Consider the following 25,859-nt stretch of genomic DNA (forward strand, 5'->3'; position numbering starts at 1 on the left):
CGCGACCTTGCCCCCGCGCTATGGTGAGTGCCGCATTCGTCACAGCGAGGTATTCCGTGGCTTCCTACACCCTGCGCCAGATCCGCTATTTCGTTACCACCGTGGAGTGCGGTAGCGTCGCCGAGGCGTCGCGCAAGCTGTACATCGCCCAGCCGTCGATTTCCACGGCGATCAAGGGCCTGGAAGAAAGCTTCGGCGTGCAACTGTTCATCCGCCACCACGCCCAGGGCGTCTCGCTCACCCCCAGCGGCGCGCGGTTCTACCGCAAGGCCCAGGAACTGCTGCGCATGGCCCACGAGTTCGAGCAGAACGCCCTGGCCGACAACGACGTGGTGGCCGGGCAGATCGACATCGGCTGCTTCGAGACGGTCGCCCCGCTCTACCTGCCGCGCCTGATCGCCGGATTCCGCGATCTCTATCCAGGCGTGGAAATCCGCCTGCACGACGGCGAGCAGCAGGAACTGGTGCAAGGCCTGACCGGAGGGCGCTTCGACCTGGCGATCTTCTACGAGCACGACCTGGACGGCACCATCGAGACCGACCCGCTGATGCCACCGCAGCGACCCTATGCGCTGCTGCCGGAAGGCCATCGCTTCGCCGCGCAGGAGCGCGTGTCGCTGCGCGACCTGGTACTGGAACCGATGATCCTGCTCGACGTGCTGCCGAGCCGTACCTACTTCGTCAGCATCTTCGAAGAGCTGGGCCTGACCCCCAATATCGCCTTCAGCTCACCCTCCATCGAGATGGTGCGCGGCATGGTCGGCCAGGGCTTCGGCTTCTCGGTGCTGGTCACCCGCCCGTACTGCAACACCACCTACGACGGCAAGCAGGTGGTCTGCGTGGACATCGCCGAGAACGTCACCGGCTCCGGCCTGGTGGCGGCCTGGCTCAAGCGCGCGCAACTGACCAAACCGGCGCAGCTGTTCGTCGATTACTGCAAGGAGCAACTGGGGCCGGTGGCCGGCGAGGCCTGATAGCGCAGTGCTGCGCGTTTATTGGATTCCCGCCTGCGCGGGAATGACGTGGTGTGGGGAAATGACGTGGTGCTACACCCTCTACTCCGTCACTCCTGCATAGGCGGGAATCCAGCAAAACCAGCACCTGACCTGCGCCCTGGCATATGCACTTCGCATTTAATGGATTCCCGCCTGCGCGGGAATGACGCGGTGTGGGGAAATAAAGTGGTGCTACACCCGCCACTTCGTCATTCCCGCGTAGGCGGGAATCCAGCAAAACCAGCACCTGACCTGAACCCAGGTATATGCACTTCACATTTAATTGGATTCCCGCCTTCGCGGGAATGACGCGGTGTGGGGAAATGACGCGGTGCTACACCCGCCACTCCGTCACTCCCGCGTAGGCGGGAATCCAGCAAAACCAGCACCTGACCTGCGCCCTGGCATATGCACTTCGCATTTAATTGGATTCCCGCCTTCGCGGGAATGACGCGGTGTGGGGAAATGACGTGGTGCTACACCCGCCACTCCGTCATTCCCGCGTAGGCGGGAATCCAGTGAAACCACCACCAAGCCTGTTTCCATAAACGTGCACGGCGCCTCAAAAAGCAGAATTCCCAGCCAAGCCATCCCCTCGTTAGACTCACCGACGAAGGAACGATACCGTCCAGGAAGGACAATCCATGCCCAAGCAATCCGCCGTCTATATCCTCGCCAGTCAGCGCAATGGCACGCTCTACGTCGGCGTCACCTCCAACCTCAGCAAACGTATCTGGGAACACCGTAACGACTGCGTCGAAGGGTTCACGCAGCGCTATGGCGTGCACCGGCTGGTTCATTACGAAATGCATGAATCCATGCTCGCTGCCGTGGCGCGCGAGAAGCAGCTGAAGAAATGGCGAAGGGAGTGGAAGCTGAGCCTGATCGAGGCCGGCAATCCCGACTGGCAGGATTTGTGGGAGGAGATAGTGAGTTAATGGTGCCTGCGTCTTGCCAGTTGCAGCTCTCTTCTGGATTCCCGCCTGCGCGGGAATGACGGGGTGTGGGAAATGAAGTGGTGCTACACCCGCCACTCCGTCATTCCCGCGCAGGCGGGAATCCAGTGAAACCACCACCAGGCCCCGCAGCAGTCACGCCAGCCGCATCCACCCCGCGAGACGCGCAAGCCAGGCATCGCACTGGGCCAATTGCTCGAGACTGACGAACTCGTCCGGCTTGTGGCCCTGGTCCATGCTGCCGGGGCCGCAGATCACCGTGGCGATGCCGGCTTCATCGAACAATCCACCTTCGGTGCCGAATGCCACGGTCGAGAAATCCTCGTGGCCACAGAGCAACGCCAGCAGGCGTGCAGCATCGCTGCCCGGTTCCGTGAGCAGGCCCGGATAGCTCGATAGCTCGCTGAAGTGGATCGCGCTATGCGGGTCGACCGCCCGCATGCGCGGCAACAGTTCAGCCTCGGCATAGGCACGCAACTCGCTGGCCACCTGCTGCGGATCGTCCGCCGGCAAGGCCCGTACCTCGAAGTCGAAACGGCATTCGGCCGGGACGATATTCAGTGCGCGGCCACCCTGGATCAGCCCGGTCTGTACCGTCGAATACGGTGGATCGAAGCGCTCGTCATGCCGATCCGGATCGGCCAGGCGCTGGCCGATTTCGCCGAGCTGGCCGATCAGGCGCGCAGCGTACTCGATGGCGTTCACCCCCAGGGGCGCATAGGCCGAGTGGCAAGCCGCGCCATGCACGTCGCAGCGCATCGCCAGCTTGCCCTTGTGGCCAAGTACCGGGCGCATGTCCGTGGGTTCGCCGATCAGGCAGATAGCGGGTCGATCAGGGCTGGCACGCAATTGCTCGACCAGGCTGCGCACACCCAGGCAACCGACTTCCTCGTCGTAGGAAATGGCGATATGCAGCGGCAGGCGCAGGGGCTGTTCGAGGAAGCGTGGCAGGCTGGCCAGCACGCAGGCGATGAAACCTTTCATGTCGGCCGTGCCGCGCCCGTACAGGCGCCCTTCCCGCTCGCTCAACTGGAACGGCGGCAGCGTCCAGGCCTGGCCATCCACCGGCACCACGTCGCTGTGCCCGGACAGCATCACGCCACCCGGCCCCGGCGGGCCCACGCGCGCATGCAGGTTGGCCTTGGTTCGCTCGTCGTTGAAGATCAGCACGCTGGCGATACCGAGCCCCGCGAGGTAGTCACGCACGCAGTCGATCAGCGCCAGGTTCGACTCACGGCTGGTGGTGTCGAAGGCGATCAGTTTTTCCAGCAGTGCGCGGCTGTCGAGCATGGAGACCTCGTCGGAATGCCTCACTCGTCGCCCGGCACGCCGTAGCTCGGCGCCTTGGTCGGATCGAGGGCACGGGTGATGTAGTCGTGCAACTGCGGCTCGTAGGCGCGCCAGAGTCTGTCCAGTTCGCCGATGGGGTCCTCGTCGGCCCAATCGACCCGCAGGTCGACCACCGGCCAGACCAGGTCGCCCACCACCGACAAGGCTGCCGAGTGCACCGGCCCCGCCTCGCCGCCTGCCGCCATGGCGGCATGCATGGCCGCCAGCAGTCGATCCGGCAGCCCGCCATCGGCCCCCTCGAATGCCGCGACCATCGCCTCGATCACCTCGGTAGAGGCCAGCAGGTTCCCCGCCGCCACGCACTGTTCACCGGCCTTGGCATGGTTCAGCCCCAACGCCTCGCTACCGGTGAAATACGCGCTGACGCCGTGGCTGTCGATCACAGTGACCTGGCGATATTGACCGTAGCCATTGCTGTCCAGGGCCTGGCGCAGGGCCGTGGACGGGTCGCTGCCAGCTTCCAGCAAGGCGAGGATCTGCGGCCCCAGGGCCGGCAGCGTGATGTTCTGTGTCGACACCGCGCCCACCCCGGCGCGCAGCCAGGGGCAGCGGGCACCGACGGCGATGCTCGATGAACTGATGGCGGTGCCGAGCATGCCCGTGTCGGGGCAGCGGCCAACGATGGAAAAGGTCATGGGCGTGCCTCGGCCTGCCAGTCATCCGGGATCACCGCGATCACATCGATCTCCATCAGCCACTGCGGCTGGCCGAGGGCCGACACGACCAGGCCGGTGGAGATCGGAAACACGCCCTTCAGCCACTTGCCGACCTCCTGGTAGACCGGCTCGCGGTAGCGCGGATCGATGATGTAGGTGGTGGTCTTGACGATGTGCGACAGGTCGCTGCCGGCCTCTTCCAGCAGTTGCTTGAGGTTCTTCATCGCCTGCTCGGTCTGCGCGCGCGGGTCGCCAAGACCGACCAGATTACCCTCGAAGTCGGTGCCGACCTGGCCGCGCACATACACGGTGTTGCCGGCGCGCACGGCCTGGCACAGGTCGTTGTCCAGGCTCTGGTTGGGATAGGTTTGCTTGGTGTTGAACATGCGGATGCGGGTATGCGTGGGCATCGGGGTCACTTCCGGTAGAAAGGCGGTTCAGTCGTGGTTCTGGCGCTGCGATGCATCGCGGTAGGCGCTGTACTTGCGCTGCGTGGCGATGTGATCGGCGATGTGCTTGGCGTCATGCCAGACGCCCCAGATGAAGGTCGACCCACGGCGCGACAGCCATGGCAGGCCGACGAAATAGACTCCCGGCTCGCGGGATACGCCGCGCTGGTGCTGCGGCTTGCCCTTGGCGTCGAAGGCATTGACGTCCAGCCAGCTGAAATCCACCGAGTAGCCGGTCGCCCAGATGATCGTGGTCACGCCGGCCTTGGCCAGGTCGAGTTCGAGGATCGGCTCGGTTACGCAGCGTGGATCAGGGGATTTGGCCCGCGCTTGCGGCTCCTCCGGCAGGTCGAGACGATTACGCTCGACATAGGCGTCGGCGGCGTCGAGCAGCGACAGGTAGTTCTCATCGCCCCGGGCGATGTTCTCCGCCAGGTCGTCCTGGAAGGTGACCACGCCATCGTTGAACGAGCGGGTCAGGCCCACCAGGGTGATGCCCTGGTGCGCCAGGTTGCGAAAGTCGATGGTATGGCCGCCACGCGCACCGCTGACGGCGATGGTCACGTGTTCCTTGCCTGGTTGCGCCGCTTCCAGGTCCCACAGGCCGAGCACACCCAGCCACCAGACGAAATCACGGTTGCGATAGGCGCGTGGCGGGCGATCATGGGGACCGACCGACAGGTAGACCTGGCGTCCGGCACGTTGCAGCTCGTCGGCGATCTGCACGCCCGAGGAACCGGCGCCGACCACCAGTACCGCGCCTTCCGGCAGTTGCTGCGGGTTGCGGTAAGCGGCGGAGTGAATCTGCAGCAGCCGTTCGTCCTTGGGCGCGATGGCCGGGATCACCGGCTGCTGGAACGGCCCGGTGGCTGCCACCACACGGTTGGCCTGGATCACGCCCTCGGACGTCTCGATGGTGAAGCCGGGACGATCGGCGTTGCGCGTGACTTTCTTCACTTCGACGCCGGTGCGGATCGGCGCGTCGAACTTGCGCGCGTAGTCCTCGAAGTAGGTGGCGATGCGCTCTTTCGAGGGGAAGGCGTCCGGGTCGAGGCCTTCGAATTCCAGGCCGGGGAAGCGGTCGTGCCAGGCCGGGCCGTTGGCCACCAGCGAGTCCCAGCGCCCGGTGCGCCAGGCTTCGGCGATGCGCTTGCGCTCCAGCACCAGGTGCGGCACGCCGAGTTTGCCCAAGTGTTCGCTCATCGCCACGCCGGCCTGGCCAGCGCCAACGATGAGGGTGTCGATCTCGGTTGTTGCGAGGGGCTTTTCGCTGCTTGGAAAAGCACGTTGATTCAGGTCGGTCATGGCTAGCCTGCTCTGCTTCTGATCATGGCGCTGCGCAGTTGCGGCCATGGGGCGGGTGTTGTCCGCATTCTGTTCAGAGCGAGGCAATCGCGAAATTATGATTTTTGTAGTCGCAGGCTAGGAAAAAGCTGCCTGATCGAATCCGCGCGGACAGAAGGCCGCTTCCAAGCCCGTGGCCTCACAGGACATAGTTCGACAGCTCGCGTGCGATCAACAAACGCTGGATCTCGCTGGTGCCTTCGTAGATCTGGGTGATACGCGCATCGCGGTAGCATTTCTCCACCGGATAGTCCTCCAGATAGCCGTAGCCACCGTGGATCTGTATCGCCTTGGAGCAGACACGCTCGGCCATTTCCGAGGCGAACAGCTTGGCTTGCGAGGCTTCCGACAGGCAGGGATTGCCCGCTGTCTTCAATCTCGCCGCATGCAGGATCAGCAAGCGCGCCGCGTTCAGTTGGGTATGCATATCGGCCAGCAGGTTGGCGATGCTCTGGTGCTCGATGATGGCCTGGCCGAACTGCTTGCGTTCCCTGGCATAGGCCAGCGCCGCTTCGAATGCCGCCCGGGCGATACCCAGCGCCTGGGCCGCGATGCCGATGCGCCCGCCTTCGAGGTTGGCCAGGGCAATGGCCAGCCCCTTGCCGCGCGGACCGAGCAGGCTGCTTTCCGGCACCGTGCAGTCGGCCAGGGTCACGGCACAGGTATCCGACGCCTTGAGCCCCATCTTGTGTTCGCTGCGGTCGACGACGAAGCCAGCGGTATCGGTAGGCACGAGAAAGGCGGAAAGGCCTTTCTTGCCGAGTCCAGGATCGCTCACGGCGAACACGATGGCCAACCTGGCGCGCCTGCCATTGCTGACGAACTGCTTGGCCCCGTTGAGCACCCACTGGCCGTCGCGCAGCTCGGCACGGGTACGCAGGTTATGCGCTTCAGAGCCGGCATGCGCTTCGGTCAGGCAGAAGCAGCCAATCACCTCGCCCTGGGCCAGTGCGGTGAGCCAGGTCTGCTTCTGCTGCTCGCTGCCGTAACGCAACAAGGGCCCGCAGCCAACCGAGTTGTGGATGCTCATCAGCGCACCAGCGGCGCCATCGCCAACGGAAATTTCCTCCACGGCCAAGGCGTAGGCGACGTAGTCGATGTAGCTGCCACCCCACTCTTCCGGCACCACCATGCCGAGCAGGCCCAGCTCGCCCATCTTGGCCACCAGGGCATCGTCGATCCAGCCGGTTTTCTCCCAGGCCTGGGCGTGGGGCGCGATTTCATTGCGGGCGAAATCGCGGGCCATGTCGCGGATCATGCGCTGCTCGTCACTCAGCCCGATATCGTGCATCAGCGTTCTCCACCCGGTCGGAAGCAATCAAGCATCATCGCGAGAGTCGCTTGAAGACCTTATTCGCGACATTGCCCAGACACCCACCACTCCGAATGAAGATAGTCGGTTGGCGTGTACATGGCGTTCGTTCCGGATGCGCTCGAACAGGTTCCATACCCGCCAACCTGATGCCATCGGCAGGCTCGAAAAGCAAATGGCCAGCCGTGCACTTTCCTGCTCCACATCGAGGCCGGGCGCGACTGGGTCAAAGTGCCATCGAGATCGAACAGGTAGCCCTGTATGCGTATTTTCCTGTACTTGGACCAATATAAAAAGCACCCCAAACGAGGTGCTTTTTGTTATAGAGAGTTAGTTAACAACGACCGTATTGTCGATCGCAATGCTTCTAGGCTTTAGAAGCATTGAAGATATAAATCCATTTATCGTTTCTGCACCCCCTCCTAGATTGTTGTAGACCCCTACGACTCTTGGAGTGATTTTTGTGTCATTCGCATAAATTTTCGCCTTGATGGTTCCAAGCGCCAATATTGCGTTCTGGATTGTCGAGGTATTGATTTCGCTTGGCATGGGAATTACAGACGTAACATTTTCTCCACTGACTCCCAGTGTTTGGATTACTAGCGAGCCTGAAATCTTCTTGGCCTCTGCCGCTGCTCCTAAAGCAAAAAGATTACCTAAGTCCACACTCCCTTCCGTGACTAGTATATTAGCAGTCAGGCGCAACCCGACACCAATATAAGTAGGAACCAAAGCATCTGGCTCTGGAGCATTAGGTATAATACTCGCCTTTATATTTGTGTTATTTTTTTCAAGAACAACAGGAAGCGAGTTCGTGTTGAATTTTATATAATCAAGTATCACTACGTATTGGTTACCTTTTACTCCTGTTGCCGCGACACCAAAAGTCAATCCAGCTTTCCCGTCAAACTGCCCTATCGCCAATCTCATAGTTTCATCAGGAAGCGCATTCAACAAATGCGTATTTGACACAGATAATGTTGGATTTTTTATGTTTAGCTCTATAGGGATTGGGTCAATAGGGTGATAGCCGTAGTTTTGCGCATTTTTCATATCACCGGGGGTCGTTGGTATTTCCCATGACACACACCCCGAAAGAAGAGTGATAAATATCATTATTGAAACGGCTTTTATCATGTAAGCGAACTCCCTTACGCTATTGATGAAGATGTCTAATGGCAGAGGCCATGGCGTTTTGCCACCCACTGTTTTCTCAACGTAGATAGCAAAACGCCATTTGGCAAACTCAAGCATCTAGCCTATAGAATTTCCGCTATGAACCGCGGAGCTTTCCTTGGTCATGGGGTGCCGGGGAGCCTGAATCTGTAGTGGTCAATTAATCCCGGGCACTGCGGAGTTTTTTCTTGAGCCAACGCAGGAGGACTGCGCCGAACGGACAAAGAAAAACAGTGCGATCATAAGAAGAACATCAAAGACGTACTGAAAATTCGCGGCGGGGAATAGGTTTGAACGGACTCCAGAAAACAAAAAAGCGACCCGGAAGTCGCTTTTTCGTTGCTCCAGGGCGTTCAGTGACCCATGAAGCGAATATGGCGCAGCGGACGGGACTCGAACCCGCGACCCCCGGCGTGACAGGCCGGTATTCTAACCGACTGAACTACCGCTGCGCGTCGGCTGGACTTTCGTCCATTCCCGCAAGTTGGTGGGTGATGACGGGATCGAACCGCCGACCCTCTGCTTGTAAGGCAGATGCTCTCCCGGCTGAGCTAATCACCCGAGTGACTTGCGAGACCGCGAAATTTACGCAGGGTCGGATGCTAAGTCAATACCCTGCTTGAAGTTTTTTTATTTTTTAAAAACCATGGGCTGTCGCATGAAATGAGGAAACCTGAATCGGCAACTCACGATAAAGCAGAACCTCGTCCGTAGCATGAGTCGGCAGTTCAAGCGCCACTGCGCAATAACAACCTGCTGGTCACCAGGCCCTTGTCGGCCCGCTCGATGCCCGCCTCGTCGACGCGCACCCCCTGCCCGTCCAGTTCGCTGATCCAGCGCAACAGGCGGGCGAACTCAGTGGCCTGCAAGGTCACCTGCACACCGCCGTCGCCCTGGCTGTCCAGCCGTTCGACGCTCAACCCCTGGGCTGCCGCACTGGCGGTTACCACGCCAGGCAGGCGAGCGGGTTCCACCGCCGCGGAGGGCGAATGCCCGGCGGCCGCGCGGGCACGCTCGGCATTCGCCTCCAGATAGGCATTCAGCGAGCGCTGCTGCTGCAAGCTGGCCCGGGCCTGATCGACCTGAGCGGCAATGGGTCGCCAGATCGATAGATAGAGCACGACCACCAGCAGGAACAGCGACAGGCCGCCCAGCGCCAGGCGGTCCCGTGGCGATAGATGGTTCCAGTACTGGCCGGCGGCACTGCGCTCGAAACGCGCTTGTAGCGTGACAATATTCATCCGTTTTCTCCAATCACCAGGCGCGTACTCACCCCTGAATCCTCACGGCTCGCCGAGCCCATGTCGACCGCCAGGCCTGCGTCCTGCAAGCGCGTGCGCAGGCGCTCCAGGGTGGCGAAATCTCCGGCATGCAGGTTGAACGCCAGGTCGCCGCGCTGGGCATTGAAATCCAGTTGCTCGACGCGCACTTGCACCCCTTCGGCGCTGATCGCCGTCGCCGCCTGGTCGAGCAGGCCGAGCAAGCGATTGCCCGCGCTACCCTGGGCTTCGCTCAGGTGCTGGTCGAACTGGGCCCGCAGGTTGATCAGCCGTGCATCGTCCGGAAACAGCTCGCGATACAGCGCCTCGCTGGAGGCCGCGTAACGGGCCGCCTCCTTGCGCAATTGCCAGCCCTGCACCAGGTTGAAGCCCAGTTGCAGCACCAGCCAGACACCCAGGACGGCTGCCACCGGATACCACCGTTCAAGGCCGCTGGAGTCGTCACACCGGGCAAACGTGCCTTGGGCCAGGTTGCCTCGTGGCGGCAGGCCAGCCAACCACAGCAACGGGTGGTCGATGTCATGGCGCTCGCCCGCCTGCTCGTCCAACACCAGGCCGGCTACGGCATGCAGGCTATGCGGCGCGGGGCTGTATGCGCGTAGCGCCGGCCAGTCCTCGGGCGCCAGGGCCATGCGCACGTCGCCATCGCCGCCCAGCAACCAGCGCTGGTCCAGGCAAAGCACCTGGCTGCCCTCGCCCGCCAACAGATCGGCATCGACCTCGATACGTTGCGGCCGGTTGCCGTCGCATAGCGCCAGCCAACCCTCCAGCCAGGCACGATGCACGGCATAGACCCGATAGCGGCCATCGCCCAGGGCTTCGCCAACGGCCAGGTGAAACGCTTCGACATCCTCGGCGAGCAGTTCCTCGACCGCGAACGGCAAAGCCTTCTGCAACAGGCGCGCCTTGGTGGTCGGCAGCGTCACCGCGCAGACCGTGACCGCTTCGACCGGCAGGATCAGGCGCCAGCCGTGCTCAGTGGGTAGCGCATCGGCGAACGCCAGGGTCTGGCATTCACCAGCGGCGACACGCTGTACCGGCAGATCGGGATCGACGCCTGAACACGCCTGCGGCGACAGGAACACACAACAGCCCGTCATCGTTCGGACTCCTTGTCAGGATCGGGTAGCGGCATCAGCTCGTCCTGTCCCAGGTCGCGGCCGAGGACACGAACCGTGCCATTGGTGCCGCGCTGCAGATAACTGACCAGCACCTGATGCCGGTCGCCCAGGTCGACCTCGGTGGTCGCCTGGAAATATTCGCTGCCCACTGCCAATCCCTCTTCGTCTGCCGCGCCACCCAGTTGCTGGAGAAACGTGCCGATATCACGGTAGCCGCTCTCGCCGCGACCGGCGATGACACCCTCCAGCATCTTCGGCGTGAGCCCATCGGCCAGGCTGGCCAGCACCTGGGCGCTGGCAGTGTTGACGTTGAGTCCGGCCTGCATCGGCAAGGCCGTGACGAAGGGGCGCAGACGGCGATAGTCGGACTCGCTCATGCCCATCAGCAGGCGCAATTCGGAAACGTCCATGATTTCTCCCGGTCCGGTCCGATAGGGCGGCTTGAGCAGCAGGTATTGGGCATCCTCGGCGCCTGCCGAACCAAATGGGTCCTGATCCTGGTCGACCCAATCCTGTAGACGGTCGGCATACAGCGGGTTCAGTTCAAGCACCAGCAGCAGGCGCCGGAAGCGTTGCAGCGCCACTTGCCCGGCCTGCCCTTCGGCGGCCAGGGTATTGAGGTTGAAACGGCCCGTCAGGTCGACGATGCGCACATGCAACTCGCCGCCATTGTCGAGCGGAAAAGTCAGCAGCGGCACCGCCCAGGCCTCGCGCAGGTGATCGACCGCTGCCTGTCGATTGCCCTGGCGCAGATCGCGCTTGAGGATGGCCTGGGCCAGGGACTCCCCGCCTTGGGCGTAGTAGAAGGCCTGGCGGACCAGCAACTGGTTGCCGGTGCTGCGAATGGCCAGTTGCTGGCGAACCACAAGGCCCGCGCATACCACCGTCACCAGCGCCACTACCAGCAGGACCATGATCAGGGCGACGCCTCGCTGATGCTTCATGGCGTCGCCTCCGTCTCGTCGGTGGCTTCGCTTTCCTGCCCGTCGGCGGCAGTCTGCTGCTCTTGCTCGGTCGGGTCTTGCAGACGCCAGACGCGCCGCAACTCGCCGTACTGGCGCTGCTCGACGATCAACTCGACGGCCCTGGGCAGCAGCACCATCGATTCGCTTTCGCCACTGTTGGCAGCCGGCCAGACCTGGGACCAGCGCTCCTCATCATCGAGGAAACGCAACTCGAAGCGCGTCACCCCCTGCAAGGCACGCTGTACCCGTGGCTGGCTGTCCTGCGCCTGGTCCAGCACATTCCAGTACAGGCGCTGCCAATCCTCGCCCTGCAATTGCCAGCGCACCCGTTGCATCGTCGCGCGCGGCAGCCCGAGTGGATTACGCCAGCCACGGCGAGTGAAGGCCACGTAGGTGTTCTTGCCGCTGTCGCCCTGGAAGGCCGGCATGCTATCGCCCAGCGGGTCGCGCACCGGGCGCATCAACACCTGGGTGATATCCCGTTCGAAAGCGGCCATGGCGCGGGTCAACTCGCGCAGGCGCTGCTCCTGGGCACGTTGCGCCTTGTCCGCCTGGATCACCGCATCGAACATGCGATAGGTGGCCAGGCCGAGCAAGGCGAAGATGGCGATGGCGATCAGCAGCTCCAGCAAGGTGAAACCTGCCGCGCGCCTCACAGTGGCTCACTCCGCAGGAAGCCGGTGAGACTGGCCAGGGCGTTGTCTTCGATGTCGCCCCGGGCGCCCCCTTCAGAGCGCGGTGCAACCCAGATGGTCACCCTCAGCATCAGCGGTTCGCTGGTGGTCTCGATACGACTCTGCCAGCGCCAGTCGCGCCCGGCGTAGCGTTCCTCGCCTTGTTGCTTGCCGGCGGCTGGCGCCTCCTTGCTCAATTGCAACGCCTGCATGTGGTTTTCCGCGACCCAGGCGGCGAAGGTCTTGTCCTCCAGGCGGGCGGCGGTTTGCAGGGCACGCGAACTGGCCACCAGCACGCTGGCGGCGACCAGGGCAAAAATGGCCAGCGCCACCAGCACTTCGAGCAAGGTGAAGCCACGCGCGCGCCTCATCGCCTGGCACCGCTTTTCTGTTCCGCCTCGATCAGCGGATCGGAGAAGCCATCGCTGGACAGGACCAGCGCCGGCCCGCCGCGCTCGCGACTGGCCAGGCGCAGGCGGAACGGCGTGTATTCGCCGCTGGAAAGGATCAGCAATTGCGGGGCACTGGTGACCACGCGGCTGTCCGTATCCCGATCCTTGCCAGGTTGCTTGCTGTCATCCGCGCGCTGCTTGTCGGAGTCGACCGGCAAGGTCACGGCCTGCTCGTCCAGTTCGATGCGCACTTCGACCCAATCCGGCAGGACATGCACCTTGTCGTCCAACGTGCGCCAGCGCGACCGTGGTGCGTCATAACGCAGTACCTGGTAGGTCTGCCGGTCGAAACGCACGCCGTACTCGCGGTTGTCCAGCACCGCCTCGTCGAGCAGCACCCGCAGCAGGTCGCCAAGGCGCTCGGCCTCGTCGTCGAGCTTGCGCGCCGGGCTGTCGGCAATGCCGCTGCCGAGCACCGCCACGCCGACCAGCACGCCGAGGATGACCAGCACCACCAGCAGTTCGATCAGGGTGAAGCCACGGGCGCGGCGCATGGACGGTCAGAGGTTCCAGTTGCCGATGTCGGCGTTGCTGCCCTCGCCGCCTTCCTGGCCATCGGCGCCCAGGGAATACAGGTCGAACGTGTTGCCATGGGTGCCCGGCGCCAGGTACAGGTAGACGTTGCCCCAGGGGTCGATCGGCAGCTTCTTCAGGTAGCCTTCCTGGTTCCAGTTCTTCGGCGGCGGGTTGCCGCTCGGTTTCTTCACCAGCGCCTCCAGGCCCTGCTGGGTGCTGGGGTAGTTCTGGTTGTCCAGCTTGTACATGTCCAGCGCCGCGCCGATGGCACGGATGTCGTTCTGCGCCACGGTGACCTTGGCCTGGTCCGGGCGGCCCATGACCTGCGGCACCACCAGCGCGGCGAGGATGCCGAGGATGACCACCACCACCATGATCTCGATCAGGGTGAAGCCCTGTTGTTGCGACTGCTTGTTCATCGTTCAACCCACCAGTTGGTTCAAGGACAGAATCGGCAGGAGGATGGCCAGCACGATCACCAGCACCACCCCTCCCATGAAGACCAGCATGAACGGCTCGAAGAGCCCGACCAGCAGACCGATGGTCGCCGCCAGGTCGTTTTCCTGATTGCGCGCGGTGCGCGCCAGCATCTGGTCGAGTTCGCCGGAGCGTTCGCCGCTGGCGATCATGTGCAGCATCATCGGCGGGAACTGCTCGCTGGCTTCCAGTGCCCGCGACAGGCTGCCGCCCTCGCGTACGCGTTGGGTGGCCTGGACCACGTCGGCACGGATCACCCGGTTGGACACCACGGCGGTGCCGATGGCCAGCGCCTCGACCAACGGCACGCCGCTGCGCACCAGGATCGCCAGGGTCGAGGCGAAGCGCGCGGTCTCGGTTGACCGGATCAGCCCGCCGACCAACGGCACGCGCAACAAAAAGGCGTGCCAGCGCAAGCGCATGGCCTCAGCACGCAAGCCTCGACGAAAAGCGATCACACCCATCACGATCAGCAGGATCACCAGCCAGCCCCAGGACTTGGCGAACTCACTGGTGGCGATCAGCCCCCTCGTCAGCAACGGCAGGGTCTGCCCGGAATCGATGAACACCCGCACCACGTCAGGCACCACGTAGCCAAGCAAAAAGCCGACGATCAACAACGACGCGCTCATCAGGATCAGCGGATAGAGCAGCGCCAGTTGCACCTTCTGCCGTGACTGCTGGCGTTGCTCGGTGTAGTCGGCGAGCTGTTCCAGGACCGGCCCCAAGTGGCCGGCATGCTCGCCGGCCGCCACCGTGGCCCGGTACAACTCGGGAAATGCAGCGGGAAACGCTGCCAGGCTCGAGGCCAGGCCATGCCCTTCCAGCACCCGCGCGCGCACCGCCAGCAACATGGACTGGATACGTGCCTGGCGCGATTGCGCGGCGGCGGCACGCAGCGCTTCTTCGATAGGCAATGCGGCGCTGATCAATGTCGCCAGTTGCCGGGTCACCAGCGCCAGGTCGCGCGCCGACAAGCCGCGACGCAGGCTGAGGCCTGCGCCTTGCGGCATCTCGCGGTTGCGCATGGCATCGACCTGCAGCGGCGACAACTGGCGCTCGCGCAGCATCTGCCGCACCTGACGCGCACTGTCGGCCTCGAGCACACCCTTCTGCTGGCGGCCCCTGGCGTCCAGGGCGATGTATTGAAAAGCGGCCATGCCTTACGTCCTTGTCACTCTTCGCGGGTCACGCGTAGCACTTCTTCGAGCGTGGTGATGCCGTCCAGCACCTTGCGCCGGCCGTCTTCGCGAATGCCTGGGCCGAGGCTGCGCGCATGGCGCAGCAATTCCTGTTCGGAGGCGCGATTGTGCACCAGGGTGCGCAGCATGTCGTCGAAGATCACCAGCTCGTAGATGCCGGTACGGCCGCGATAGCCCTGCTGGTGGCATTCGCTGCAACCCTCGGCGTGGTAGATGATCGGCGCCACCTGCACGCCCATGCCGAGCACGGCGCACTCGGCCTCGTCCGCCGTGCGGGCCTGGCGGCAGTGCGGGCACAGCACGCGCACCAGGCGCTGGGCCAACACGCCGAGCAGCGAGGAAGACAGCAGGAACGGCTCGACGCCCATGTCCACCAGGCGGGTGACCGCGCCGACCGCGCTGTTGGTGTGCAGGGTCGACAGCACCAGGTGACCGGTCAGCGAAGCCTGTACCGCGATGTCGGCGGTTTCCTGGTCGCGGATCTCGCCGACCATCACCACATCCGGGTCCTGGCGCAGGATGGCGCGCAGGCCACGGGCGAAGGTCATGTCGACGCGGGCATTGACCTGGGTCTGGCCGATGCCTTCGAGGTAATACTCGATCGGGTCTTCCACCGTGAGGATATTGCGCGAGCGGTCGTTGAGCGTGGTCAGGCCGGCGTACAGCGTGGTGGTCTTGCCCGAACCAGTGGGGCCGGTGACCAGGATGATGCCGTGGGGCTTGCGCAGGTTCTCGTCGAGCTGGCGCCGGTCGCGCTCGCTCATGCCCAGGTGCTGCAGCGACAGGCGCCCGGCCTGCTTGTCGAGCAGGCGCAGGACCACGCGCTCACCGTTGGCCGACGGCAGGGTCGAGACGCGGATGTCCACCTCGCGGCCACCGACCTTCAAGGAAATGCGCCCGTCCTGGGGAATGCGCTTCTCGGCGATATCCAGGCGCGCCATGACCTTGACCCGCGACACCAGCAATGCCGCCAGCTCACGGCGTGGCTCGATCACCTCGCGCAGGATGCCATCGACGCGGAAGCGCACCACCAGGCGTTTCTCGAAGGTTTCCAGATGGATGTCCGAGGCATCGGCCTTGATCGCCTCGCTGAGGATGGCGTTGATCAGGCGGATGATCGGCGCATCGTCCTCCTGCTCCAGCAGGTCGCTGGCCTCGGGCGTCAGTTCGGCCAGGCTGGCCAGGTCGAGTTCGGCGCCCAGGCCTTCGGCCATCAGGCGTACCTCCGACGAGTCACGCTGATAGGCCATGCCCAGCTCGCGCTCGAACGACTCGGGCGCCAGCCAGCTCAAGGGCAACCGTCGCCTGGCGAAGCGCTGGGCCTCATGCACGGCCGCTAGCGCCGCCCCTTCGCGGACGTACAACCGCGCGCCTGTCGGCGTTTCGCGCAGCAACACGCCATGACGCTTGGCGAACGCGAAGGGCAAGGCGCGGAACGGTATGGTTGGCGCCTGGAGCGATTCGGTGGGCATGGCGGTGGGTCCTTCGAAAAGTAGCGGCTACTGCCGCGTGCGTTCACGCCAGGTCTCGAATCACGATATGGCGCGTCATGGCAGAAACGGACGTTAACCTGCGAATACCAGCTTGCGCCTAACAGACCCTAGCCCAGAGCGCTGGCGAAGGTCATCCATCTACGCCAGGAATATGACGTTTTTACCGCCAAGGGTTCAATCGGGAAGCGCAAGTTGCTATCTGCAATGCGTTTTGCATCAAGCGAGGCGCCACCATTGAAAAGACGCGCCATGCCTCATAAGCTCCGGCAACTGTATATGCTCTTGAGCTGCCCTTGCGGCAGCCCGTGCAACGAGACTGTCGCGCATTCGGTCCGCTGCGGGATAAATAGCAAATCGTGGTGTCGATACTGCCGGTCATGACCAAGGATGTTCGATTGCGGGAGAATGCGTTTGCCGGTTATCCATTCACGTCGCCTGGTACGCCTGGCACCTTCTCTGCTGCTCGTGTTGCTGCTGGCGCTCGCCAGTGCCAGCCTGGGCAAGCAGGCGCTGGCCTGGTGGCGCCTGAACCAGCAGGCCGCACCAGGCCATACGGCCGAGCAGGACGATAGCGGGCACGGCGAGCCCAACCTGGCGGCCATCGAATCCCTGTTCGGCGTTCCTGCGCAGGCCACCTCCGCGCCACGCAAGACCAGCATGAGCCTTCGCCTGCTGGGCAGCTTCGTCAACGTCGATCCGTCACGTTCCAGCGCCATCATCCAGTCCGGCAGCGGCCAGCCCAAGCGTTACCGGGCAGGCGACAACCTGACCAACAGCGTCACCCTGCACGCCATCTACCGCGACCGTGTCGAGCTGCAGAGCGGCGCGCGCCTGGAAAACCTGTTCTTTCCCGAGAACAAGGCCATCCAGCGGGTAATCCCGGTCGAGGAGCCACCTTCGATCGAGGAAGATCCGGGCGGCACCGGCGCCGAGGATGACGTCGATGTCGACATCGACCCCGAAGGCCTGCGGTTGCTCAAGCCCAATGCCCCGAAACCCACGCCATGAAAGCGAGCCCGTTCATGCCACATCTGCTCCCCCGCCTGACTCTCGCCCTGCTCGCCGCCGGTAGCGCGTGCTTCACGCCGCCAGCGCTGGCCGCGCCCCAGGAACAGGTGCAGAGCACACCCCAGGGCGACGCACGCTGGACCATCAACCTGAAGGACGTGGACATCCGCGATTTCATCGACCAGGTGGCGGAAATCACCGGCGAGACCTTCGTCGTCGATCCCCGGGTCAAAGGCCAGGTGACGGTGATCTCCAAGCAGCCGCTGGAACTCGATCAGGTCTACCAGTTGTTCCTGTCGGTGATGAGCACCCATGGTTTCAGCGTCCTGACCCAGGGCGACCAGGCGCGCGTGGTACCGATCACCGAGGCGCGCACCAACGCCAACCTGGGCCGGCCGGCGCCGGACGACATGCAGACCGAGCTGATCCAGGTCCAGCACACGCCGGTCAACGAGCTGATCCCGCTGATCCGCCCCCTGGTGCCACAGAACGGCCACCTGGCCGCGGTGGCCGCCTCCAACGCGCTGATCATCAGCGACCGCAGCGCCAACATCGAGCGCGTGCGCGAGCTGATCAGCCAACTCGATTCCGAGGGCAACAGCGACTACAACGTGGTCACCCTGCAATACGCCTGGGTGATGGATGCAGCCGATGCGCTGAACAACTCGATCATGCGCAGCGAGAAACGCGAAGGCGCCGGCACGCGGGTGATCGCCGACGCGCGCACCAACCGCCTGATCATCCTTGGCCCACCCGCGGCCCGCTCGCGCCTGGCCAACCTGGCGCGCTCGCTGGACATCCCCTCCTCGCGCTCGGCCAACACGCGGGTGATCCGCCTGCGCTACAACGATGCCAAGTCCCTGGCGGAAACCCTTGGCGACGTCGCCGAAGGCTTGAAGACCCCGGAAACCACCGGCGGCCAAAGCCAGGGCCAGACCCAGCAGAGCGGCAAGCCACAGAACATCCTGATCCGCGCCGACGAGAGCCTCAATGCCCTGGTGCTGCTGGCCGATCCGGATACCGTGGCGACCCTGGAAGACATCGTGCGCCGTCTCGACACCCCGCGTGCCCAGGTGATGGTGGAAGCCGCCATCGTCGAATTCTCCGGCGACATCAGCGACGCCCTCGGCGTGCAGTGGGCGGTGGACGCCCGCGGCGGGACCGGCGGCGCTGGCGGGGTCAACTTCTCCAATACCGGCCTGTCGGTGGGCACGGTGCTGCAGGCGATCCAGTCGGGTGAGCTTGATGACAGCACCACCCTGCCGGATGGTGCGATCATCGGCATCGGCAGCAGTAACTTCGGCGCGCTGGTCACGGCACTGTCGTCGAACAGCAAGAGCAACCTGCTGTCCACGCCGAGCCTGCTGACCCTGGACAACCAGCAGGCGGAAATCCTCGTCGGCCAGAACGTACCGTTCCAGACCGGTTCCTACACCACCGACTCGTCAGGTTCGAGCAACCCCTTCACCACCATCGAGCGCGAAGACATTGGCGTGACCCTCAAGGTCACGCCGCACATCAACGACGGCGCGACCCTGCGCCTGGAGGTCGAACAGGAAATCTCCTCCATCGCGCCCAGTACCACGCTCAACTCCCAGGCGGTGGACCTGGTCACCAACAAGCGCTCGATCAAGAGCACCATCCTCGCCGACGACGGCCAGGTGATCGTGCTCGGCGGGCTGATCCAGGACGACGTCACCAGCACCAATTCCAAGGTGCCGCTGCTGGGCGACATTCCGTTCCTGGGCAGGCTGTTCCGTTCCACCAGCGACACCCACACCAAGCGCAACCTGATGGTGTTCCTGCGGCCCACGGTGGTACGCGACAAAGCCGGCATGTCGGCGTTGTCGGGCAAGAAATACAGCGATATACGCGTGCTTGGCGGTGATGACGAGGGTTCGACGCTGCTACCGCGGGAAGCCAAGCGCCTGTTCGATGGCCGCGGCAACGCTATCGATCTGCGGCCCGAACATTGAGATAGAAAAAAGCCTCAAACTCGAAGCAGAACCGAATAAGGCATCTGCTTCAAACTTGAGGCTTGTGACTGCGCAGCCCAATCAGAGCGCTGCCAGCCCTCGTGCCAGGTCGGCCTTCAGGTCAGCCACGTCTTCCAAGCCGACGGCAACCCGGATCAGGTTGTCGCGAATGCCCGCGTTGGCTCGCTCCTGTGGTGACAGGCGGCCGTGGGACGTGGTCGCCGGATGGGCGATGGTCGACTTGGTATCGCCGAGGTTGGTGGTAATCGAGATCACCCGGGTCGCATCGATGAAACGCCAGGCCGCTTCTTTGCCACCGGCTACCTCGAAGCTCACCACCGCGCCGAAAGCGCTCTGCTGGCGCTTGGCCAGTTCATGCTGGGGATGGCTCGGCAGGCCCGAGTAGAACACACGCTCGATGCCTGGCTGTTGTTCCAGCCAGGTCGCCAGTTCCAGGGCGCTGGCGCAATGCCCCTGCATGCGCACGCGCAGGGTTTCCAGGCCCTTGAGGAACATCCAGGCGTTGAACGGGCTCAGGGTCGGGCCGGCAGTGCGCAGGAAGCCGACCACGGCCTCCATCTGCGCCTTGCGCCCGGCGACGACACCGCCCAGGCCACGGCCCTGGCCGTCGATGTACTTGGTCGCCGAGTGCATGACGATGTCCGCACCGAGCTTCAACGGCTGTTGCAACGCCGGGGTGCAGAAGCAGTTGTCCACCGCCAGCAGCGCGCCATGGGCATGGGCGATCTCGGCCAGGGCGGCGATATCCACCAGTTCGGCCAGCGGGTTGGACGGCGACTCGACGAACAGCAGCTTGGTGGTGGGCTTGAACGCCGCTTCCCAGCCGCCCAGATCCGCCAGCGGCGGATAATCCACCTCGACGCCGAAACGCTTGAGGTACTTCTCGAACAGGCTGATGGTCGAACCGAACACGCTGCGCGACACCAGCACATGGTCGCCGGCGCTGCACAGGCTCATGACGATGGACAGGATCGCCGACATGCCGGACGCAGTGGCCACGGCCTGCTCGGCGCCCTCCAGCGCGGCGATGCGTTCCTCGAAGGCACGCACGGTGGGGTTGGTATAGCGCGAGTAGACATTACCCGGCACTTCACCGGCGAAACGCGCCGCCGCATCGGCCGCGGTGCGGAACACGTAGCTGGAGGTCAGGAACATCGCCTCGCCATGCTCGCCTTCCGGCGAGCGGTGCTGTCCCGCGCGTACCGCGAGGGTATCGAAGCCTACGCCTTCCAGATCGCTGTCCAGACGCCCCGCATCCCATTCCTGGCTCATCGCAAACTCCTCAATCGTTATGCAGGTCAATGATCGCGCTTACCGCGTTGCTCTTGGCCTTGGCCAAGTCATTACGGGCCTGTTCGATGCGGTTCAGGTAGGCCTCGTTGACGTCGCCGGTGACGTACTGGCCGTCGAATACCGCGCAATCGAAATGCTCGATCTTGACCTTGCCGCCCCCCACGGCCTCCTTGAGGTCGTCGAGGTCCTGGTAGACCAGCCAGTCGGCACCGATCAGCTCGGCGACTTCCTCGGTGGTGCGACCATGAGCGATCAGCTCATGAGGGCTGGGCATGTCGATGCCATAGACGTTCGGGTAACGCACCGCCGGCGCGGCGGAGCAGAAATACACTTTCTTCGCACCGGCATCGCGGGCCATCTGGATGATCTGCTTGCAAGTGGTGCCGCGTACGATGGAATCGTCCACCAGCATCACGTTCTTGCCACGGAACTCCAGTTCGATGGCATTGAGCTTCTGGCGTACCGACTTCTTGCGCGCGGCCTGGCCGGGCATGATGAAGGTACGGCCGATGTAGCGGTTCTTGACGAAGCCCTCGCGGAACTTGACGCCCAGGTGCTTGGCCAGCTCCAGCGCCGAGGTACGGCTGGTATCCGGGATCGGGATGACCACATCGATGTCGTGCCCGGGGCGCTCGCGTACGATTTTCTCGGCCAGCTTCTCGCCCATGCGCAGGCGCGCCTTGTACACCGAGATGCCGTCCATCAGCGAGTCCGGGCGCGCCAGGTAGACGTGCTCGAAGATGCACGGCGAGTACTGCGGGTTCTTCGCGCACTGGCGAGTGAACAGGCGGCCGTCCTCGGTGATGTACACCGCCTCGCCCGGCGCCAGGTCGCGGATCAGGCTGAAACCGAGCACGTCGAGGGCGACGCTCTCGGAGGCGATCATGTACTCCACGCCGTCGTCGGTATGGCGCTGGCCAAAGACGATCGGACGGATCGCATTGGGATCGCGGAAACCGACCACGCCGTAGCCGGTGATCATCGCCACGACGGCATAACCGCCACGGCAGCGCTCATGCACACCGGCAACGGCGGCGAATACGTCCTCTTCGGTGGGTTGCAGCTTGCCGCGTACCGCCAGCTCATGGGCGAAGACGTTGAGCAACACTTCGGAATCGGAGTTGGTGTTGACGTGGCGCAGGTCGGACTCGTAGATCTCCTTGGCCAACTGCTCGACGTTGGTCAGGTTGCCGTTGTGTGCCAGGGTGATGCCATAAGGCGAGTTGACATAGAACGGCTGCGCCTCGGCCGAGCTGGAACTGCCCGCGGTCGGGTAACGCACGTGGCCGATGCCGGTGTGGCCAACCAGGCGCTGCATGTGGCGCTGGTGGAACACGTCGCGCACCAGGCCATTGTCCTTGCGCAGGTACAACCGGCCATCATGGCTGGTGACGATGCCGGCAGCGTCCTGGCCGCGATGCTGGAGAACGGTCAAGGCGTCATACAGAGACTGGTTGACGTTCGACTTACCGACAATACCGACGATGCCACACATGTGACGCAACCCCTACGTTTGTGAATCAGGCTATTACTCGGGCATCCTACGGCAGCTTGGGCTGCAGGAAACCTTCCTTGAACGGCAGTTGTGCAGCGGGATCGCTGACACCGCTGGCCAACCATTGGCTGGAAAGGCTGAGAATCAGATTCTTCGACCAATCCGCGACCATGAGGAAATGCGGCATCAGGCTCGACTGCTGCCACCACTCATCCTGTTGTACCGGCGCCAGGCTGGCCAGTCCGACCAGCACCACCACCAGCAGCGCGCCGCGCGCGGCGCCGAAGACCATACCGAGAAAGCGGTCGGTACCGGAAAGGCCGGTGACCCGAATCAGCTCGCCGATAAGAAAATTGACCAACGCCCCGACCAGCAGCGTAGCGATGAACAACAACGCACAGGCCGCGATGACGCGCACCGACGGCGTGGCAATGAAACCTTCGAGATGCTGCGCCAGGGCGCCACCGAACATCCAGGCGACCACGCCTGCGATGATCCAGGTCAGCAACGACAGGGCTTCCTTGAAGAAGCCGCGTTTGAGGCTGATCAAACTGGAAATGACGATGACGGCGATGATCGCCCAGTCGACCCAAGTGAATGCCACGATGCTGCCTGGAAAAGGGAAAGGCGGCGGATTTTAGCAGAGCCGCGAGCGGCCGTCATGGGAAGCGCTCTAAAGCGACAAGCCTCAAGTGAAAGCACTCAACGCAGCGCCTTTGCCCTGACTTGCAGCTTGAGGCTACAGGCTACAGGCTACAGGCTACCGTCAGCCCTTTTCCGGCTGGAAGCGCACCACGAAGCCCTTGAGCTTGTGCTGGCGATTGAGCTGGTCACGCAGGCGGTCCGCTTCGGCACGCTCGATCAGCGGACCGACGAAGACCCGGTTCATGCCCTCGGCGTTGCGAATGTAGGCGTTGTAGCCCTGGCTGCGCAGCTTCTTCTGCAACTCCTCGGCACCTGGCCGGCTGGACAGGCTGGCGAGCTGGATCGACCAACTGACCGGCAGGTTATTCGCATCCAGGCGCTTGGTCTCTGGCGCCACAGGGGGCGGTACGCTCGAAGGCTGCGCGGTAGCGGGCTTGGGCAACGCGGCGATGGGCTCGGCCGGGGGTTTCACCGGCGCGACAGCGTCCGCCGGCGGCTGAATCGGCGCCGTGGCGACTTCCGGCGACTCGACGGGCTCGACAGGAGGCACTTCATCTTCCGGCACCGGCTGGGGCTCGGGCACGTCGACCGGATCGAGATTGGCCTGGGGCGCGGCCGGTGCTTGCGGCATCGCGGGCGCGTCGACCACGACATGACGCGACTCGTCCTGGCGACTGAAGAGCATCGGCAGGAAAATGATCGCCAGCGCCAGCAGCACCAGCGCACCGACGATACGCTGCTTCAAGCCCTTATCCAGCCCTGCCATTGTCATCCTCCGCTAGCGACTCCAGCCATTCGATGGCTTCGGCCACACAGTAAAAAGATCCGAATACGAGGATTTCATCCCCGTCCTGCGCGTCGTCGCACTGCGCCACCAACGCTTCGCTCACGCCAGCATAAGCCTGCACCAACGCATTGACATTGGACAAGGCGGCTTCGAGTTCGGCAGCCGTGCGGCTGCGCGAACTGGGCAATGCCGCGACAGCCCACTGGCCGATTTCCAGCAACAGCGGCTGGATCACGCCAGCCAGGTCCTTGTCGGCCAACAGGCCGAATACTGCCCGGCGCGGGTTGCTCGTAGGTCTTGCGATCAGTCGACCCGCCAGATACACAGCGGCCTGCGGATTGTGACCAACGTCCAGGAGCAGGGTCAGCGACTTGCCTCGCCAGGTGATGCTACGTCGATCCAGTCGACCGGTGACAGTCGTTTCCTTGAGCACCCGGGCAATAGCCGCCGCATTCAGAGGCAGGTCGAGCAAGGCGTAGGCCTGCAGGGCCAGCGCCGCGTTCTCCATCGGCAGATCAAGCAACGGCAGGCCGTCCAGCGTCAGAGGCCGCCCCTGACGATCCAGTCCGGACCAGTTCCAGGTGGTCGCCCCCAGATGCAGGTCGTAGTCCCGCCCCTTGAGAAAAAACGGGCAATCCAGCTCGGCCACACGATCGAGCAGCGGCTGGGGTGGGTCGGAGTCACCACAAAGCGCGGGACGTCCCTGGCGAAAGATACCGGCCTTCTCGAACGCCACCGACTCACGGCTATCGCCCAGCCAGTCGGCATGGTCGAGACCGATACTGGTCACCAGCGAGAGATCGGCATCGACCAGGTTCACCGCATCCAGCCGTCCGCCCAGGCCGACTTCCAGCACTGCGGCATCCAGCCCGCCACGCTCGAACAGCCAGAACGCCGCCAGGGTGCCCATCTCGAAATAGGTCAGGGAAACCTCGCCGCGGGCCGCCTCGACAGCCGCGAAGGCCTCGCACAACTCCGCGTCGCCGGCTTCGACACCGTCGACCTGGACGCGCTCGTTGTAGCGCAGCAGGTGCGGCGAGCTGTAGATGCCCACGCGCTTGCCCTGGGCGCGCAGCAGTGCAGCCAGGAACGCGCAGGTCGAGCCCTTGCCGTTGGTGCCGGTAACGGTGATGACCAGCGGTGCCGGTCGTCCCAGGCCGAGGCGCCGGGCCACCTCGCGACTACGGTCGAGCCCCATGTCGATGGCGCTCGGGTGCAGTTGTTCGAGATAGGCCAGCCAGTCGGCCAGGGATCGTTGAGTCATGCGGTCGCCGGAACCTGAACGGATACAGGGGAAGGAAGATGCTGGAACTGAGCCAACAGACGCGCCAGACGCGGACGAAGTTCCTGACGCGAGATGATCAGGTCGATGGCGCCGTGCTCCAGCAGGAACTCACTGCGCTGGAAACCTTCCGGCAGTTTCTCGCGTACGGTCTGCTCGATCACGCGTGGGCCGGCGAAACCGATCAGCGCACGCGGCTCGGCGACGATCACGTCGCCCAGCATCGCCAGGCTGGCGGAAACGCCACCGTAGACCGGGTCGGTCAATACGGAGACAAAAGGAATGCCCTCTTCGCGCAAACGCGCCAGCACCGCGGAGGTCTTGGCCATCTGCATCAGGGAAATCAGCGCTTCCTGCATGCGCGCGCCACCCGAAGCGGCGAAGCAGATCAGCGGGCAACGCTTTTCCAGGGCGACGTTGGCCGCCTGGACGAAACGCTCGCCGACCACGGCGCCCATGGAACCGCCCATGAAACTGAACTCGAAGGCACAGACCGCTACCGGCAGGCCTTCGACGCTGCCACTCATGGCGATCAGCGCGTCTTTCTCACCGGTATCGCGCTGAGCGGCGGTGATGCGGTCCTTGTACTTCTTGCTGTCGCGGAACTTCAGGCGGTCGACCGGCTCCAGCTCGGCACCGATTTCCTCACGGCCATCGGCATCCAGGAAGATGTCCAGGCGGGTGCGCGCACCGATGCGCATGTGGTGGTTGCACTTGGGGCAGACGTCCAGGGTCTTTTGCAGCTCCGGGCGATAAAGCACGGCATCGCAGGACGGGCATTTGTGCCACAGCCCTTCCGGCACCGAGCTCTTCTTGACCTCGGAACGCATGATCGAAGGGATCAGCTTGTCTCGTAACCAGTTGCTCATGCTTGTTCTCCATCGCTGTTCCGGCACGGCCTGCAGCCGCCCGGAGAAACTCGTATCCACAGCCC

The 25,859-nt window shown here is 63.7% G+C and carries 25 protein-coding genes and 2 tRNA genes; 4 read left to right on the plus strand and 23 right to left on the minus strand.

Annotation, left to right across the window (positions count from 1 at the left end; translation table 11 throughout):
- Positions 1-56: 56 nt before the first annotated feature.
- Positions 57-974, plus strand: a complete 918-nt coding sequence (locus ACSZPK_RS09665; protein WP_437881239.1) for a LysR family transcriptional regulator — start codon at positions 57-59, stop codon at positions 972-974.
- Positions 975-1,639: 665 nt separating this feature from the next.
- Positions 1,640-1,933, plus strand: coding sequence for a GIY-YIG nuclease family protein (locus ACSZPK_RS09670; protein WP_437881240.1), 294 nt, complete (start codon positions 1,640-1,642; stop codon positions 1,931-1,933).
- Positions 1,934-2,086: 153 nt separating this feature from the next.
- Here the strand turns inward: ACSZPK_RS09670 and argE are convergent, their stop codons facing one another.
- The 17 genes from argE to gspE form a co-directional block, all read right to left on the minus strand.
- On the minus strand, positions 2,087-3,241 hold the full coding sequence (gene argE / locus ACSZPK_RS09675) for an acetylornithine deacetylase (RefSeq protein WP_437881241.1): 1,155 nt from the start codon (positions 3,239-3,241) through the stop codon (positions 2,087-2,089).
- 20 nt (positions 3,242-3,261) lie between these two features.
- Positions 3,262-3,936, minus strand: coding sequence for a DUF1028 domain-containing protein (locus ACSZPK_RS09680; RefSeq protein WP_437881242.1), 675 nt, complete (start codon positions 3,934-3,936; stop codon positions 3,262-3,264).
- Complete coding sequence (locus ACSZPK_RS09685) at positions 3,933-4,367, minus strand: RidA family protein (RefSeq protein ID WP_437881243.1); 435 nt, start codon at positions 4,365-4,367, stop codon at positions 3,933-3,935. The genes ACSZPK_RS09680 and ACSZPK_RS09685 overlap by 4 nt, the downstream gene beginning before the upstream one ends.
- A 27-nt stretch (positions 4,368-4,394) precedes the next feature.
- The gene (locus tag ACSZPK_RS09690; protein WP_437881244.1) at positions 4,395-5,711 is read right to left on the minus strand and encodes a flavin-containing monooxygenase; all 1,317 of its coding nucleotides are present in this window, start codon (positions 5,709-5,711) and stop codon (positions 4,395-4,397) included.
- A 178-nt stretch (positions 5,712-5,889) separates the two neighbouring features.
- The gene (locus tag ACSZPK_RS09695) at positions 5,890-7,041 is read right to left on the minus strand and encodes an acyl-CoA dehydrogenase family protein (RefSeq protein ID WP_437881245.1); all 1,152 of its coding nucleotides are present in this window, start codon (positions 7,039-7,041) and stop codon (positions 5,890-5,892) included.
- Positions 7,042-7,392: 351 nt separating this feature from the next.
- Positions 7,393-8,316 carry a hypothetical protein gene (locus ACSZPK_RS09700; protein ID WP_437881246.1) on the minus strand — a complete coding sequence of 308 codons (924 nt, stop codon included), beginning with the start codon at positions 8,314-8,316 and terminating at the stop codon, positions 7,393-7,395.
- 297 nt (positions 8,317-8,613) lie between these two features.
- Positions 8,614-8,690 (minus strand) — tRNA-Asp (locus ACSZPK_RS09705).
- A gap of 33 nt (positions 8,691-8,723) precedes the next feature.
- Positions 8,724-8,799: transfer RNA gene (locus tag ACSZPK_RS09710), tRNA-Val, on the minus strand.
- Positions 8,800-8,966: 167 nt separating this feature from the next.
- The gene (locus ACSZPK_RS09715) at positions 8,967-9,479 is read right to left on the minus strand and encodes a type II secretion system protein M (protein ID WP_437881247.1); all 513 of its coding nucleotides are present in this window, start codon (positions 9,477-9,479) and stop codon (positions 8,967-8,969) included.
- The gene (gene gspL / locus ACSZPK_RS09720) at positions 9,476-10,618 is read right to left on the minus strand and encodes a type II secretion system protein GspL (protein ID WP_437881248.1); all 1,143 of its coding nucleotides are present in this window, start codon (positions 10,616-10,618) and stop codon (positions 9,476-9,478) included. The genes ACSZPK_RS09715 and gspL overlap by 4 nt, the downstream gene beginning before the upstream one ends.
- Positions 10,615-11,583, minus strand: a complete 969-nt coding sequence (gspK, locus tag ACSZPK_RS09725) for a type II secretion system minor pseudopilin GspK (RefSeq protein WP_437881249.1) — start codon at positions 11,581-11,583, stop codon at positions 10,615-10,617. The genes gspL and gspK overlap by 4 nt, the downstream gene beginning before the upstream one ends.
- Positions 11,580-12,260: a type II secretion system minor pseudopilin GspJ gene (gspJ, locus tag ACSZPK_RS09730; protein WP_437881250.1), complete on the minus strand. Its 681-nt coding sequence runs from the start codon at positions 12,258-12,260 to the stop codon at positions 11,580-11,582. Before gspJ ends, gspK begins: the two co-directional genes overlap by 4 nt.
- Positions 12,257-12,649 (minus strand): type II secretion system minor pseudopilin GspI, encoded by a 393-nt coding sequence (gene gspI / locus ACSZPK_RS09735; RefSeq protein ID WP_437881251.1) that lies wholly within the window; start codon positions 12,647-12,649, stop codon positions 12,257-12,259. Before gspI ends, gspJ begins: the two co-directional genes overlap by 4 nt.
- Positions 12,646-13,224, minus strand: coding sequence for a type II secretion system minor pseudopilin GspH (gene gspH, locus ACSZPK_RS09740; protein WP_437881252.1), 579 nt, complete (start codon positions 13,222-13,224; stop codon positions 12,646-12,648). Before gspH ends, gspI begins: the two co-directional genes overlap by 4 nt.
- Before the next feature lie 6 nt (positions 13,225-13,230).
- Positions 13,231-13,665, minus strand: coding sequence for a type II secretion system major pseudopilin GspG (gene gspG / locus ACSZPK_RS09745; protein ID WP_437881253.1), 435 nt, complete (start codon positions 13,663-13,665; stop codon positions 13,231-13,233).
- 3 nt (positions 13,666-13,668) lie between these two features.
- Positions 13,669-14,883 carry a GspF family T2SS innner membrane protein variant XcpS gene (gene xcpS, locus ACSZPK_RS09750; RefSeq protein ID WP_437881254.1) on the minus strand — a complete coding sequence of 405 codons (1,215 nt, stop codon included), beginning with the start codon at positions 14,881-14,883 and terminating at the stop codon, positions 13,669-13,671.
- A gap of 14 nt (positions 14,884-14,897) precedes the next feature.
- The gene (gene gspE, locus ACSZPK_RS09755) at positions 14,898-16,397 is read right to left on the minus strand and encodes a type II secretion system ATPase GspE (protein ID WP_437881255.1); all 1,500 of its coding nucleotides are present in this window, start codon (positions 16,395-16,397) and stop codon (positions 14,898-14,900) included.
- A gap of 426 nt (positions 16,398-16,823) precedes the next feature.
- Between gspE and ACSZPK_RS09760 the strand changes: the two genes are divergently transcribed.
- Together ACSZPK_RS09760 and gspD are read left to right on the plus strand one after the other, a co-directional pair.
- Complete coding sequence (locus ACSZPK_RS09760; RefSeq protein ID WP_437881256.1) at positions 16,824-17,426, plus strand: type II secretion system protein N; 603 nt, start codon at positions 16,824-16,826, stop codon at positions 17,424-17,426.
- Positions 17,427-17,440: 14 nt separating this feature from the next.
- Positions 17,441-19,402, plus strand: coding sequence for a type II secretion system secretin GspD (gspD, locus tag ACSZPK_RS09765; RefSeq protein WP_437881257.1), 1,962 nt, complete (start codon positions 17,441-17,443; stop codon positions 19,400-19,402).
- Positions 19,403-19,483: 81 nt separating this feature from the next.
- On the opposite strand, the gene ACSZPK_RS09770 is transcribed toward gspD, so the two are convergent.
- From ACSZPK_RS09770 to accD, 6 genes are all read right to left on the minus strand, one after another.
- The gene (locus tag ACSZPK_RS09770) at positions 19,484-20,695 is read right to left on the minus strand and encodes an O-succinylhomoserine sulfhydrylase (protein WP_437881258.1); all 1,212 of its coding nucleotides are present in this window, start codon (positions 20,693-20,695) and stop codon (positions 19,484-19,486) included.
- Between the two features lie 10 nt (positions 20,696-20,705).
- Positions 20,706-22,211, minus strand: coding sequence for an amidophosphoribosyltransferase (purF, locus tag ACSZPK_RS09775; RefSeq protein WP_437881259.1), 1,506 nt, complete (start codon positions 22,209-22,211; stop codon positions 20,706-20,708).
- A gap of 46 nt (positions 22,212-22,257) precedes the next feature.
- Positions 22,258-22,815 (minus strand): CvpA family protein, encoded by a 558-nt coding sequence (locus ACSZPK_RS09780; RefSeq protein ID WP_437881260.1) that lies wholly within the window; start codon positions 22,813-22,815, stop codon positions 22,258-22,260.
- A gap of 162 nt (positions 22,816-22,977) precedes the next feature.
- Positions 22,978-23,622, minus strand: a complete 645-nt coding sequence (locus tag ACSZPK_RS09785; RefSeq protein WP_437881261.1) for an SPOR domain-containing protein — start codon at positions 23,620-23,622, stop codon at positions 22,978-22,980.
- Positions 23,606-24,907: a bifunctional tetrahydrofolate synthase/dihydrofolate synthase gene (gene folC / locus ACSZPK_RS09790; protein ID WP_437881262.1), complete on the minus strand. Its 1,302-nt coding sequence runs from the start codon at positions 24,905-24,907 to the stop codon at positions 23,606-23,608. Before folC ends, ACSZPK_RS09785 begins: the two co-directional genes overlap by 17 nt.
- Positions 24,904-25,794 (minus strand): acetyl-CoA carboxylase, carboxyltransferase subunit beta, encoded by an 891-nt coding sequence (gene accD / locus ACSZPK_RS09795; protein ID WP_437881263.1) that lies wholly within the window; start codon positions 25,792-25,794, stop codon positions 24,904-24,906. Before accD ends, folC begins: the two co-directional genes overlap by 4 nt.
- Positions 25,795-25,859: the final 65 nt, after the last annotated feature.

The organism is Pseudomonas sp. LRF_L74 (assembly GCF_965644255.1).
GTDB lineage: Bacteria > Pseudomonadota > Gammaproteobacteria > Pseudomonadales > Pseudomonadaceae > Aquipseudomonas.

Bases quoted from the DNA above. Each gene is read 5' to 3' on its own strand.
- gspK (WP_437881249.1), bottom strand. From the start codon at position 11,583: ATGAAGCATCAGCGAGGCGTCGCCCTGATCATGGTCCTGCTGGTAGTG.
- ACSZPK_RS09690 (WP_437881244.1), bottom strand. From the start codon at position 5,711: ATGACCGACCTGAATCAACGTGCTTTTCCAAGCAGCGAAAAGCCCCTC.
- purF (WP_437881259.1), bottom strand. From the start codon at position 22,211: ATGTGTGGCATCGTCGGTATTGTCGGTAAGTCGAACGTCAACCAGTCT.
- gspH (WP_437881252.1), bottom strand. From the start codon at position 13,224: ATGCGCCGCGCCCGTGGCTTCACCCTGATCGAACTGCTGGTGGTGCTG.
- ACSZPK_RS09785 (WP_437881261.1), bottom strand. From the start codon at position 23,622: ATGGCAGGGCTGGATAAGGGCTTGAAGCAGCGTATCGTCGGTGCGCTG.
- ACSZPK_RS09760 (WP_437881256.1), top strand. From the start codon at position 16,824: ATGCGTTTGCCGGTTATCCATTCACGTCGCCTGGTACGCCTGGCACCT.
- accD (WP_437881263.1), bottom strand. From the start codon at position 25,794: ATGAGCAACTGGTTACGAGACAAGCTGATCCCTTCGATCATGCGTTCC.
- xcpS (WP_437881254.1), bottom strand. From the start codon at position 14,883: ATGGCCGCTTTTCAATACATCGCCCTGGACGCCAGGGGCCGCCAGCAG.
- gspI (WP_437881251.1), bottom strand. From the start codon at position 12,649: ATGAGGCGCGCGCGTGGCTTCACCTTGCTCGAAGTGCTGGTGGCGCTG.
- gspG (WP_437881253.1), bottom strand. From the start codon at position 13,665: ATGAACAAGCAGTCGCAACAACAGGGCTTCACCCTGATCGAGATCATG.
- ACSZPK_RS09700 (WP_437881246.1), bottom strand. From the start codon at position 8,316: ATGCTTGAGTTTGCCAAATGGCGTTTTGCTATCTACGTTGAGAAAACA.
- ACSZPK_RS09770 (WP_437881258.1), bottom strand. From the start codon at position 20,695: ATGAGCCAGGAATGGGATGCGGGGCGTCTGGACAGCGATCTGGAAGGC.
- ACSZPK_RS09680 (WP_437881242.1), bottom strand. From the start codon at position 3,936: ATGACCTTTTCCATCGTTGGCCGCTGCCCCGACACGGGCATGCTCGGC.
- gspL (WP_437881248.1), bottom strand. From the start codon at position 10,618: ATGACGGGCTGTTGTGTGTTCCTGTCGCCGCAGGCGTGTTCAGGCGTC.
- folC (WP_437881262.1), bottom strand. From the start codon at position 24,907: ATGACTCAACGATCCCTGGCCGACTGGCTGGCCTATCTCGAACAACTG.
- argE (WP_437881241.1), bottom strand. From the start codon at position 3,241: ATGCTCGACAGCCGCGCACTGCTGGAAAAACTGATCGCCTTCGACACC.
- ACSZPK_RS09685 (WP_437881243.1), bottom strand. From the start codon at position 4,367: ATGCCCACGCATACCCGCATCCGCATGTTCAACACCAAGCAAACCTAT.
- gspD (WP_437881257.1), top strand. From the start codon at position 17,441: ATGCCACATCTGCTCCCCCGCCTGACTCTCGCCCTGCTCGCCGCCGGT.
- gspE (WP_437881255.1), bottom strand. From the start codon at position 16,397: ATGCCCACCGAATCGCTCCAGGCGCCAACCATACCGTTCCGCGCCTTG.
- ACSZPK_RS09670 (WP_437881240.1), top strand. From the start codon at position 1,640: ATGCCCAAGCAATCCGCCGTCTATATCCTCGCCAGTCAGCGCAATGGC.
- ACSZPK_RS09695 (WP_437881245.1), bottom strand. From the start codon at position 7,041: ATGCACGATATCGGGCTGAGTGACGAGCAGCGCATGATCCGCGACATG.
- ACSZPK_RS09715 (WP_437881247.1), bottom strand. From the start codon at position 9,479: ATGAATATTGTCACGCTACAAGCGCGTTTCGAGCGCAGTGCCGCCGGC.